The sequence below is a fragment of the Sanguibacter sp. 25GB23B1 genome, assembly GCF_040012415.1.
Classification (GTDB): domain Bacteria; phylum Actinomycetota; class Actinomycetes; order Actinomycetales; family Cellulomonadaceae; genus Sanguibacter.
On record NZ_JBDYKL010000010.1, the window covers coordinates 19,066 to 30,066 of the forward strand.

10 protein-coding genes are annotated in these 11,001 nt (G+C 71.9%); 7 read left to right on the forward strand and 3 right to left on the reverse strand.

Going from position 1 to position 11,001, the window contains the following annotated elements:
- Nucleotides 1-2: 2 nt before the first annotated feature.
- A complete protein-coding gene (locus tag ABKW26_RS07920) occupies nucleotides 3-845 on the reverse strand; it encodes a hypothetical protein (RefSeq protein ID WP_348592463.1) in 843 nt (280 codons plus the stop codon).
- A 194-nt stretch (nucleotides 846-1,039) separates the two neighbouring features.
- On the opposite strand from ABKW26_RS07920, the gene ABKW26_RS07925 reads away from it, so the two are divergent.
- From ABKW26_RS07925 to ABKW26_RS07950, 6 genes are all read left to right on the forward strand, one after another.
- Nucleotides 1,040-2,140, forward strand: a complete 1,101-nt coding sequence (locus ABKW26_RS07925; RefSeq protein ID WP_348592465.1) for an ABC transporter substrate-binding protein — start codon at nucleotides 1,040-1,042, stop codon at nucleotides 2,138-2,140.
- Nucleotides 2,137-3,291, forward strand: a complete 1,155-nt coding sequence (locus ABKW26_RS07930; RefSeq protein ID WP_348592467.1) for an iron ABC transporter permease — start codon at nucleotides 2,137-2,139, stop codon at nucleotides 3,289-3,291. The genes ABKW26_RS07925 and ABKW26_RS07930 overlap by 4 nt, the downstream gene beginning before the upstream one ends.
- Entirely contained in the window at nucleotides 3,288-4,094 is an 807-nt protein-coding gene (locus ABKW26_RS07935) for a heme ABC transporter ATP-binding protein (RefSeq protein ID WP_348592469.1), read from the forward strand. The genes ABKW26_RS07930 and ABKW26_RS07935 overlap by 4 nt, the downstream gene beginning before the upstream one ends.
- 105 nt (nucleotides 4,095-4,199) lie before the next feature.
- Nucleotides 4,200-4,868, forward strand: coding sequence for a biliverdin-producing heme oxygenase (locus ABKW26_RS07940; RefSeq protein WP_348592471.1), 669 nt, complete (start codon nucleotides 4,200-4,202; stop codon nucleotides 4,866-4,868).
- 162 nt (nucleotides 4,869-5,030) lie between these two features.
- Nucleotides 5,031-5,936 (forward strand): phosphodiester glycosidase family protein, encoded by a 906-nt coding sequence (locus ABKW26_RS07945; protein WP_348592627.1) that lies wholly within the window; start codon nucleotides 5,031-5,033, stop codon nucleotides 5,934-5,936.
- Between the two features lie 10 nt (nucleotides 5,937-5,946).
- Nucleotides 5,947-7,119: a bifunctional glycosyltransferase family 2/GtrA family protein gene (locus tag ABKW26_RS07950; protein ID WP_348592472.1), complete on the forward strand. Its 1,173-nt coding sequence runs from the start codon at nucleotides 5,947-5,949 to the stop codon at nucleotides 7,117-7,119.
- On the opposite strand, the gene ABKW26_RS07955 is transcribed toward ABKW26_RS07950, so the two are convergent.
- Complete coding sequence (locus tag ABKW26_RS07955) at nucleotides 7,001-7,579, reverse strand: TetR family transcriptional regulator (RefSeq protein ID WP_348592474.1); 579 nt, start codon at nucleotides 7,577-7,579, stop codon at nucleotides 7,001-7,003. The two genes, ABKW26_RS07950 and ABKW26_RS07955, sit on opposite strands and share 119 nt — an antisense overlap.
- Before the next feature lie 58 nt (nucleotides 7,580-7,637).
- On the opposite strand from ABKW26_RS07955, the gene ABKW26_RS07960 reads away from it, so the two are divergent.
- Nucleotides 7,638-9,095 (forward strand): MFS transporter, encoded by a 1,458-nt coding sequence (locus tag ABKW26_RS07960; RefSeq protein WP_348592476.1) that lies wholly within the window; start codon nucleotides 7,638-7,640, stop codon nucleotides 9,093-9,095.
- On the opposite strand, the gene ABKW26_RS07965 is transcribed toward ABKW26_RS07960, so the two are convergent.
- Nucleotides 9,083-10,906 carry an Ig-like domain-containing protein gene (locus tag ABKW26_RS07965; protein ID WP_348592477.1) on the reverse strand — a complete coding sequence of 608 codons (1,824 nt, stop codon included), beginning with the start codon at nucleotides 10,904-10,906 and terminating at the stop codon, nucleotides 9,083-9,085. The two genes, ABKW26_RS07960 and ABKW26_RS07965, sit on opposite strands and share 13 nt — an antisense overlap.
- Nucleotides 10,907-11,001 lie beyond the last annotated feature (95 nt).

Genomic DNA, 11,001 nt, shown 5'->3' on the forward strand with positions numbered 1-11,001 from the left:
GCTCAGGAGTCGTCGTGGGCCGAGGGTCGCTCGGCCGCGAGCGACCGTGCGGCTGCCCGTCGACGACTGGTGACGAGGAGCGTGGCTGCGAGGAGGACGACCACCGTGCCGGCGGCGACCGCGAGCGGCGTCACCGTGCCACCGTCGCTCGGCTCGGCGGCGGACCCACCGTCGGCACCGGTCGGGTCGTCGACGGTGGTCGCGGCCGGGTCGACGGTGGTGTCGGTCGTCGCGCCGGTCGGGTCGGGTGCCTCGGCGGGCGTGGTCGCGGGCGCCGTCTCGTCGGGCACCGTCGTGCCGCTCTCGCCGCCGAAGGTCAGCGGGACGAGGTTGTCGGCTCCGCGGTCCTCGCCGCGCAGGTGGTCGTAGCGGGTCGTGACGGCGCAGGTGACGACCCGGCAGTCGGTCCCGGTGACGGGGTCCACCATCGGTACGGGCAGGTCGAGCGCGAAGGAGCCACCGGGTCCGTACGGCTGCGTGAGCCCTTCGGCGTACGACGGTGGGGTGTCAGAGATCCAGGTCGCTCCGCCGGCCCCCGTGGTGTCGACGCCCCCGATGCAGGGCGAGGGCTTGACGCCCGGTCCGTTGTCCACGCAGACGGCGACGTAGATGCCGGCTGTCGTGTCGAAGCCCGTACCGGTGACCGTGACGACGGCGCCCTCCTCGGGCAGACCAGAGGTGGGTGTGACGGCGATGTCACCGATCGTCGCGTCCGGCTCGGCGGAGGTCGTCGCCGAGGCGGACGCGAGCGGCAGGACGGTGAGCCCTGCTGTCGTCACGAGCGTGGCCAGGACGCCGGCGGCGCGGCGGCTCGGCGAGCGCCGTGGCCTCTTCTGAGTGTTCATCAGGAGGCACGGTAGCCAAGTTAGGTTCGCCTGTCTAATCTAAGGCTATCCTTACTCTTGAATGGTCGTCTGGCCGACCGTCAGATCGATCGAGCCGCGCCCGCATCCTCGTCACCAGCACTGACGCACCTCGTCACGCCCCGCCAGGCGCGCCGACCCGCACTACGTCATCTCCCGCACACACCTGGACACCCATGCACCTGCACCACACGACGCCCCGGGCGACCTCCGGCCGAACCGACGCAGCACGACCACGCCGGTCGAGCGCCCCGCTCCTCGCCGGCGTCCTCGTCGCGCTCCTCGCGGCCTGCGGAACTCCCACCGCCGTCGACGGAGCAGACATGTCCGGGGCCACCACAGGCGTGGTGCACGTAGCGTCCGACATCCCGATCGACCCCCTCTCGCCGACGCCCGTCCCCGACCTGCCCGTCACCGTGCGGTCCGTCGACGGGGTCGACGTGACGATCGACGACGCGAGCCGCATCCTGGCGGTCGACCTCTACGGCACCCTCGCCGAGACGGTCTTCTCGCTCGGCCTGGGCGCGAACGTCGTCGGCCGCGACACCTCGACAGGCTTCCCCGAGGCGGCAGCACTCCCGCTCGTCACCGTGGGCGGCCACAGCCTCTCCGCCGAGGCGGTCCTCGACCTCGACCCGACCGTCGTCCTCACCGACACGACGATCGGCCCGCCCGAGGTCCTCGCACAGCTGCGCGACGCCGGCATCCCCGTCGTGTTCTTCGACCCCACCCGCACCCTCGACGGGATCGGCGACCAGATCGAGGCGGTCGCCGCAGCTCTCGGCGTCCCCGCTGCCGGTCGCGCACTCGCAGCACGGACGACGGCCGACATCGACGCGGCGACGTCCCGCGCGACAGCCGTCCCCACCAGCGCGGACGCCGCGCCACGGGTCGCGTTCCTCTACCTGCGCGGGAGCGCCGTCGCCCTGCTCGGCGGTCCCGGCTCGGGTGCCGACGAGCTCGTCGCCGCAGTCGGCGGCATCGACGCCGGCACCGAGGCGGGCCTCGAGCGGCCCTTCACGCAGATCACCTCGGAGGCGCTCGTCAGCGCCGCACCGGACGTGCTGCTCCTGCTCGAGGGCGGTCTCGCGTCGGTCGACGGCGTCGACGGGCTGCTCGCCGTGCCGGGCATCGCGCAGACCCCCGCCGGCGAGAACCGGGCGGTCGTCACCGCCGCCGACACGAACCTCCTCACCTTCGGGCCCCGGACCGGCGCGACCCTGCGCGCCCTCGCCGACGCCGTCCACGAGGCCGATGCCCGGACGGCCGGCGCATGACGGCCCGGACCGCCGGGCGGGGCTCGGGCTCGGGCTCCGCCGCCGCCGCCGCGGAGCGCTCGCCGGCTGGGGTGTCCTGTCCTGCCACGGCGACCGCGCCCGGCCGGCGCGACCCGCACCTCGGGCGCGGCGACCTCCTCGTCGGCGGGCTCGCCGCCACGCTCGTCGTCGCGAGCATCGTCGCGGTGGGCGTGGGCCAGGTCGCGATCAGCCCGGCCGAGGTGGTCGGCTCGATCCTCCACCGCGCGGGGCTCGATCTCGGTCCGCTCCCGGCGCACCCGCAGGGCGAGAGCGTCCTGTGGTTCGTGCGGATGCCACGGGTGGTGCTCGCGGTCCTCGTCGGCGCGAGCCTCGGCTGCGCGGGCGCGCTCATGCAGGGCGTGTTCGGCAACCCTCTCGCCGAGCCCGGCGTCATCGGCGTCTCGGCAGGTGCTGCGGTGGGCGCGAGCGGGGTCATCGTCCTCGGCGGGGCCGCGGCCGGCGGCTGGGCCGTCGCCGCTGCCGCGTTCGCGTGCGGGCTGGCCACGACGGCCATCGTCTACGTGCTCGCTCGCTCCGACGGTCGCACCGAGGTGGTCACGCTCGTGCTCACGGGTGTCGCGATCAACGCGTTCGCCGGCGGTCTCATCGCCCTGTTCACCTTCGTCGCGGACACCGGCGCGCGCGAGCAGATCGTCTTCTGGCAGCTCGGCTCCCTCAACGGGGCCACCTGGGCAGCGGTCCGGATCGTGCTGCCCTTCGCGATCCTCGGCATCCTCGGCTCGGTGCTCCTGGCGCGCAGGCTCGACCTCCTCGCTCTCGGTGAGCGTGCGGCGCACCACCTCGGTGTCGACGTCGAGCGCCTGCGCCAGGTGGCGATCGTCCTCGTCGGGCTGCTCACGGCCGCCAGCGTCGCGTTCACCGGCATCGTCGCGTTCGTCGGGCTCGTGGTCCCGCACCTCGTGCGCATGGTCGCGGGGCCGGGTCACCGCACGCTGCTCCCGGCGTCGGCTCTCGGTGGGGCGCTCGTCCTCGTCGTCGCCGACCTCGTCGCCCGGACGGCGGTCGACGGCGCGGACCTTCCCCTCGGGATGCTCACGGCGCTCGTCGGCGGGCCGTTCTTCTTCTGGCTGCTCCGCCGCGCCCGCGCGAGCCAGGGCGGCTGGGCATGAGCGCGCCGGTGGACACCCTCGCCACCCGCACCGTGCCTGCACTCATGGAGGCGCGCGGGGTCACCGTGCGCCTCGGCGGCGCCCGGGTGCTGCACGACGTCGACCTGGAGGTCCGCCCGGGCGAGCTGCTCGCGCTTCTCGGACCCAACGGGGCCGGCAAGTCGACCCTGCTCGCCGCGCTCGCGGGCGACGTCCGGCCGGAGGCGGGCACCGTGCTCGTCGACGGGAACCCGCTGGCCTCGTGGACTGCGCCGACGCTCGCCCGGCGGCGCTCGGTCCTCCTCCAGCAGGTGACGCTCTCGTTCCCCTTCCTCGCCGCACAGGTCGTCGCCATGGGTCGGTCGCCGTGGGCAGGCACGGACGCAGCGGACCGCGACGAGGACGTGGTGCGCGCGGCGATGGAGGCGTGCGACGTCTCGCACCTCGCCGACCGCCGGTTCACCACGCTGTCCGGCGGCGAGCGCGCACGGGTCGCGCTCGCCCGGGTCCTTGCCCAGGACACCCCGGTCGTCCTGCTCGACGAGCCGACGGCCGCCCTCGACCTGCGGCACCAGGAGCTCGTGCTGCGCGAGGCACGGCGTCTCGCCGACGCGGGCCGCGGCGTGGTGGTCGTCCTCCACGACCTCAGCCTCGCGGCTGCGTGGGCGCACCGGGTCGCGGTGCTCTCGCGTGGCGGGGTCGCCGCGGCGGGCGCTCCGCGCGACGTCCTCACCGCGGAGCTGCTCAGCGAGGTCTACGGATGTCCTGTCGACGTGTTCGACCATCCGCGCACCGGTGCCCCGATGATCGTGCCGGTCCGATGACCACATCGCAGCCACCTCCTAGTTTTCTCACAGACCGTCAGATACCGTGACGCCCAGATGCCCGACCACCCCCGAGATCGTCCGACCCGCTTCCGAGGAGCACCCATGACCGCACCGACACTGGACCCGAGCGCCCTCGCGAGCGAACCGCTCTCCGTCCACCTGCGCACCGCGACACGCACCCAGCACGAGCAGGCCGAGGGCACGTCCTTCATCGGTCGACTCATGGCCGGGGAGCTCGACGTCGCCGCCTACGCGGACCTGGCCACGCAGCACCACACCATCTACACCGCGCTCGAGGAAGCCGAGCTGTTCGTCCGGGCGGACCCCGCCGGCGCCACGATCGTGTTCGACGAGCTCCCCCGCGTCGCCGCTCTCGAGGCCGACCTCACGGTCCTCGTCGGCCCTGGATGGAGGGACGAGGTCCGCGTCCTCCCGGCGACCCTCCGGTATGCCGAGCGCCTGCGGTCGGTCGCGGGGACCGGGGTCGGCGGATACGTGGCCCACGCCTACACCCGCTATCTCGGCGACCTCTCCGGAGGACTCGCCGTCAAGGCGATCCTCCAGCGGTCCTACGGTGTCGCGGACGACGCCGTGAACTTCTACACCTTCCCCGCGATCCCCAAGCCGAAGCTCTTCAAGGACGAGTACCGCGCCCGTCTCGACGCCCTGCCGTTCGACGCGGCCGAGCGCGACCGCGTCGCCGAGGAGGCGCGCGTCGCGTTCGACCTCAACACCGCGGTCTTCGGCGAGCTGGGCGCGATCCACCGCTGACCACCTCTCAGCGGGCCCACAGGGTCACCTGGGTCCAGGCTCACGTGCGCTCCGTAGACAAGGGGCATGGACACCACACCCCTACCTGAGACCCCACCGGCGGCGGCCGAGAGGCCGGTCACCCGTCGTCGCAAGGCCCTCGTCGCGGTCCTCGCGGCCGCGATGGTCGTCACCGGGACCACCGGCTGGGCGCTCGACCGGTACGTCATCGAGCACGTCGAGATCGCGGACGTCGCCGCCTACGAGGCGGCCGTCACCGGGCAGACCGCCGGCACGGCAGCCTCCCCCGACGACGCGGCGGCGGCAGCCGAGGCCGTCGTCACCGACACGTCGTACACGTCGGACGCCGCCGGGATCACCATCTCGACCGTCACGACGGGCAGCGGCGACAGCACGGTCACGTACTACGTCGCCGACGTCGTCCTCGACGACGCCACCTCGCTGCGCTCGGCCTTCGCGGAGAACGCGTTCGGCGAGAACATCACCGAGACCACGTCCGAGATCGCCGAGGACAACGGGGCGGTCTTCGCCGTCAACGGCGACTACTACGGCTTCCGAGACACGGGCATCGTCGTGCGCAACGGCGTCGCGTACCGCGACGAGGGCGCCCGCGAGGGCCTCGCCCTCTACGCCGACGGCACCGTCGAGATCTACGACGAGACGACCACGACGGCCGACGAGCTCGTCGCGGACGGCGTGTGGAACACCCTCTCCTTCGGTCCGGCGATCGTCGCCGACGGGGAGATCGTCGACGGCATCGAGGACGTCGAGATCGACACGAACGTCGGCAACCACTCGATCCAGGGCGACCAGCCCCGCACCGCGGTCGGCGTCATCGACACCAACCACCTGGTCTTCGTCGTCGTCGACGGGCGCAGCGCCGGGTACAGCGAGGGCGTGACGATGACGGAGCTCGCCGAGATCATGCAGGGCCTCGGCGCGACGACCGCGTACAACCTCGACGGCGGCGGCTCCTCGACCATGTACTTCGACGGCGAGCTGGTGAACGACCCGCTCGGCAAGGGCCAGGAGCGCGGCACCTCCGACATCCTCTACGTCACGGGCTGAGGCGGCTGCCATGATCGTCCTCGTCCCGGCCTACGAGCCCGACCACCGCCTCGTCGACCTCGTCGCCTCCGTCCGCTCGGCCGCGCCCGAGCTCCGCGTCCTCGTCGTCGACGACGGCAGCGGTCCGGGCTACGAGCGGGTCTTCGACGCGGTGCGCGGCCTCGGCGGCCTCGTCCTCGACCTGCCGGTCAACCGCGGGAAGGGCTACGCCCTCAAGGCGGGCTTCGCCCACGCCGACCTCGTCTACCCGGGCGAGGACGTCGTGTGCGCCGACTGCGACGGCCAGCACAGCGTCGTCGACATCCTCCGGGTCGCCGGGAGGATCGGCCGGACCCGGCCCTCCGGCTCGACGGATCGAGGCACGCACACCGACGGCGCACCGAGGCCGGCGATGGTCCTCGGTGCCCGTCGCTTCACGGGACAGGTACCGACGCGGAGCCGGGTCGGCAACGCGACGACCCGAGCGCTCTTCCGCGCGATCACCCGTGTCTCGGTCCAGGACACCCAGACGGGCCTGCGGGGATACCCGGCGTCGATGCTGCCCTGGCTGCGGTCGGTCCCCGGAGACCGCTTCGAGTACGAGCTCAACCTCCTCCTGCACGCCCGGGGAGCCGGCTACGGCATCGAGGAGGTGGAGATCGCGACGATCTATCTCGAGGAGAACGCGTCGTCCCACTTCCGGCCCGTGGCCGACTCGGTGCGGATCTACGCACCGCTGCTGCGGTTCTCGCTGTCGTCGCTCGGTGCGTTCGCGCTCGACACGGTCGCGCTGCTGGTGCTGCACACGGTGACGGGGTCTCTCGTCGGGTCGGTCGTCGGCGCGAGGGTGGTGAGCTCGGGCGCGAACTTCCTCGCCAACCGTCGGCTCGTGTTCGACCGGGAGCACCAGACGCGGCTCGGACCCGCTGCGGCGCACTACTGGGCGCTCGTCGTCGTGCTCCTGGCGGCCAACGCCTTGCTCATCTCGGCGCTCACGCACGCCGGGACGAGCCTGCTGCTCGCGAAGGTCGTCACCGAGGCGGTCCTCTTCGTGGTGAGCTTCCAGGCGCAGCGCCGGTTCGTCTTCAGGCCGGGGACGCGGGCGCCTGCTCGTCGACGGGCAGCAGCTGGGCTGCGAGATGAAGGACGAGCTCGCGACGGTGGAGCACCGACCCGTCGGTCGGTCCCGTCGGCGCGGAGGTGATGCGCCAGGCCTCGCAGAAGCTCACGAGCCCGACGAACACGTCGTCGGGCGACCACCGCGGGTCGATGCGCCCGGCGGCGGAGAGGGCGCGCACCCGCCGGAGCGGGTCGCCGTCCGTCCCGTCGAGGAGCACCCGGAGGTCGTCCTCGATCTCCAGGCGTGCCCAGGTGATGAGCCGGACGTTGTCGGGATCCTCGGCAACGTGGTCGAACATCCGACCCGCGAGCGTGACGACGTCGTCGACGTCACCGATCGCCTCGTCGAGGCTCACGACGGCCTCGAGCACGCAGGCCTTGAAGAGCGTGAGCTTGTCCGTGTAGTAGGCGTAGATGCGCTGGACGTTGGCTCCGGCGGTCTTCGCGATGCGGTCCACACGGGCCCCTGCGAGGCCGTGCGCAGCGAACTCGATGTGCGCAGCGTCACGGATGTTGGCTCGTGTCTGGACCCCGTCATCTCGCATGCCCTTAGGGTACCGTCTCTAAAGCAAATACTTGCTTGCCCCGGAAAAGGACCCCTCAGTGACCGCCACCCTCTCCCAGCACCCCCCGCACGCCCACGACGAGCCCACCACCAAGAACCGCTGGTGGATCCTCGTCATCGTCGCGCTCACCCAGCTCGTCGTCGTCCTCGACGGGACCATCGTCAACATCGCCCTGCCGGCGGCCCAGGAGTCGATCGGCCTCTCGGACCTCGAGCGCCAGTGGGTCGTCACGGCGTACGCCCTGTCCTTCGGCGCCCTCCTCCTGCTCGGCGGACGCATCGCCGACTACTGGGGCCGCAAGCGCACCTTCATCGTCGGCATGATCGGCTTCGGCATCGCCTCCGGGTACGGCGGCCTCATCCACAGCGGCACCGAGCTCATCATCGCCCGCGGGCTCCAGGGCGTCTTCGCAGCCCTCATGGCACCGGCCGCGCTCGCCATCCTCACGACGACGTTCCCGGGCGGCAAGGACCGCATCACCGCGTTCGCCGTCTTCGGCAGCATCGCCGGCGCGGGCGCCGGCGTCGGACTCGTCCTCGGCGGTGTCCTCACCGAGTTCGCCAGCTGGCGCTGGTGCCTCCTCGTCAACGTTCCCGTCGTCATCATCGCCGTCATCGCCGGTGCGTTCCTCCTCACCGAGTCGCGAGCCGACGGTGACAAGACGTACGACTGGATCGGTGCCGTCCTCGTCATCCTCGGCCTGGGTGCGCTCGTCTACGGCTTCACGCGCGCCGAGCACGGCTGGGGTCACGCCGACGTCATCGGCTTCATCAGCGGCGGAGTCGTCCTCCTCGCGCTCTTCGTCTACAGCCAGACGAAGGTGGCACACCCGCTCCTGCCGCTGCGCGTCGTCAAGCACCGCGTCCGCGCCGGCGCTCTCCTGCTCCAGGCGATCGCCGGGACCGTCATGATCGGCGCGATGCTCTACCTCACGCTCCACCTCCAGATCGTCCTCGCGTTCAGCCCGCTCGAGGCAGGCCTCGCGTCACTCCCCCTCACCGTGGTCATCGGCATCGTCGCGCCGATCCTCGCGAAGCTGCTCCCCCGCACCGGCCCGCGCGTCATCATGATCATCGGCCCCGTCGTCGGCGCCGTCGCGATGGTCTACCTCAGCCGCCTCACGGTCGACGGCAGCTACTGGGTGCAGGTGTTCCCGGCGCTCGCCCTCCTCGGCGTCGGCATGGCGATGATGTTCGTCCCCATGCAGAACCTCGCGCTCGTCGGCGTCGAGCCGCACGACGCCGGTGTCGCCAGCGCCGCGACGAACGCAGCGATGCAGATCGGCGGATCCATCGGGCTCGCCATCTTCACGTCCGTCTACGCGTCCGCCAGCACCGGCGGTATGGGCCTCGACGCCCTCGTCGACGGCTACTCCGCCGCGTTCATCGCCACGGCGGTCGCGCTCGTCGTCGGCATGGTCGTCGCGATCGTCTGCATCCGCGGGACCAAGGACGAGCTCATGCCGTCCGGCGAGGGTGTCGTTCACATGGGCTGACGCCCCCGTGGACGACACCCGTGGGTGACGAGCAGGCCGCCGAGCCCGACGAAGGCAACGGCACCGAGCGCGAGCGAACCGACGTCACCGCCGGTGAGCGCGAGCTCGTCACCCACGGACCCTGCGGCGGCGACGCCGGAACCTGCCTGGGCACCGGCACCCGTCTGAGCCCCCCGACCGGCCAGGGCGTCGAAGGCCGCCTGGTAGCAGGCCATGTTCTCGGCAGGAGTCTGCTGGAACGTCAGGCACTGGAGGGCGACGCGACACGCCTCCTCGGCGGCGGCGTCCGGTGCGGAGGCGATGCACGCCAGATGGAGGATCGACAGCCTGAGCGGGATCCCACCCCGGTAGGGAGAGATCGACACGGTGGCCGTGTCGCAGAGGCCACCGGGGTCGCACACCTCGTAGACGAAGGAGTCGTCGTCCCTCGGCCCGGGCGACGGCGTGTACAGGAACCGTCGCGTGCTCGCGTCGATCGTGACCACCCCACGCTGCGGGGCGACGACCACCCTGAAGGTGAGGACGGCGTTGTCGGCATCCACCACGTAGAGGGTTGAGCCCACCACTGCCCCCGGAAAGAGCGTGTAGGACGCGTCGGCAGCGACCGGCGCGTCGGCTACCGCGCTCACGGTGACGTTGACGACCTGCTGTGCGCACCGGCCTGACGAGTCGCACGCGGTGATCTCGACCGACGCGAGACCGACGAAGTCTGCTGCGGGCGTGAACGCATAGGCGCCCGTCGCAGGGTCGATCACTGCGGCTCCCGTCGCGCTGATCCCGTAGGTCAGCGCGAGCCCGTCGGGGCTGGTCGCCGTCGCCTGCCCGACGAGCTGGGTGTCCTCGACGAGGGTCGCCGCGACGACCGGGGCGGCGAAGAACGGCGCGTCGGCCACCGGACCGACCGTCAGGGTGACCGTCGTGACGGCGCTGAGGTCCGTCCCGTCGCTGGCCTGATAGGTGAACGTGTCGACGCCGTTGAAGTTCCCGGCCGGCGTGTAGTCGAACGTGCCGTCGGTCCGCAGGTCCAGGACACCGTTGCTCGGACCGGCGACGAGCACAGCGCTCAAGGGGTCGCCGTTCGGGTCGGAGTCGTTCGCGAGCACGGTCGTGGCGGTGAGCGTCGTGTCCTCGTCGAGGACGTAGGTCTCAGGGGTCGCGACAGGGGCGGCGTTGGCGACGGTGATCGTCACGGCCACCGGGGCTGACGTCGTCAGGACGTCGTCGACGACGTAGGTGAACGTGTCGACGCCCCGGAACCCTGCGTCCGGCACGTACGTGAACGATCCGTCGGGGCTGACAGCCACGGTGCCGTCCGCGGCCGCGGTGGACGTGCCGACCGTGAGCGGTCGCCCGTCGGGGCTGACGTCGTTCGCCAGGAGGCCCGGCGCGCCCACCGTGAGCTGTGTGCCGCCTGGCGTCGAGTAGGAGTCCGCGTCACCCACGACCGGATCGACGACCGGTGCGACCGTGATGGTCACCGTCGCGGCGGTGACCGGCAGGAGCCCGTCGAGAGCCTGGTAGGTGAAGGTGTCGGTGCCGTTGAAGTTCGCGTCGGGCTGATAGGTGAAGGTCCCGTCGGGGCTCAACGTGAGCGTGCCGTCGGACGGGGGCGCGAGCAGCGCGGCGGTGACGGGAAACCCCTCGTTGACGTCGTTGCTCAGGACGTCACCGGTGAGCGGTGCATCCTCGTCGACGAGGTACGCATCGTCGACGGCGACCGCAGCGGAAGCCGGTCCGGCGAGAGCGACGATCGGAGCGAGACCGAGGATCGCGGCGAGCGACACCCTCGTGACGATGGTCGTGGTGCGCACAGTGCCGCTCCTCGTGTCGATGAGGTCGCCACCGTTCCCGATCGTGACGAAACGGGCGATTCACTGCAGAGTACGCCCGAGCACGACCTCCTCGC

What these genes read in the sequence shown, in the direction of transcription:
- ABKW26_RS07925 (WP_348592465.1), top strand. Translation starts at nt 1,040, where the DNA reads ATGCACCTGCACCACACGACGCCCCGGGCGACCTCCGGCCGAACCGAC.
- ABKW26_RS07955 (WP_348592474.1), bottom strand. Translation starts at nt 7,579, where the DNA reads ATGCGAGATGACGGGGTCCAGACACGAGCCAACATCCGTGACGCTGCG.
- ABKW26_RS07945 (WP_348592627.1), top strand. Translation starts at nt 5,031, where the DNA reads ATGGTCGTCACCGGGACCACCGGCTGGGCGCTCGACCGGTACGTCATC.
- ABKW26_RS07940 (WP_348592471.1), top strand. Translation starts at nt 4,200, where the DNA reads ATGACCGCACCGACACTGGACCCGAGCGCCCTCGCGAGCGAACCGCTC.
- ABKW26_RS07935 (WP_348592469.1), top strand. Translation starts at nt 3,288, where the DNA reads ATGAGCGCGCCGGTGGACACCCTCGCCACCCGCACCGTGCCTGCACTC.
- ABKW26_RS07950 (WP_348592472.1), top strand. Translation starts at nt 5,947, where the DNA reads ATGATCGTCCTCGTCCCGGCCTACGAGCCCGACCACCGCCTCGTCGAC.
- ABKW26_RS07920 (WP_348592463.1), bottom strand. Translation starts at nt 845, where the DNA reads ATGAACACTCAGAAGAGGCCACGGCGCTCGCCGAGCCGCCGCGCCGCC.
- ABKW26_RS07930 (WP_348592467.1), top strand. Translation starts at nt 2,137, where the DNA reads ATGACGGCCCGGACCGCCGGGCGGGGCTCGGGCTCGGGCTCCGCCGCC.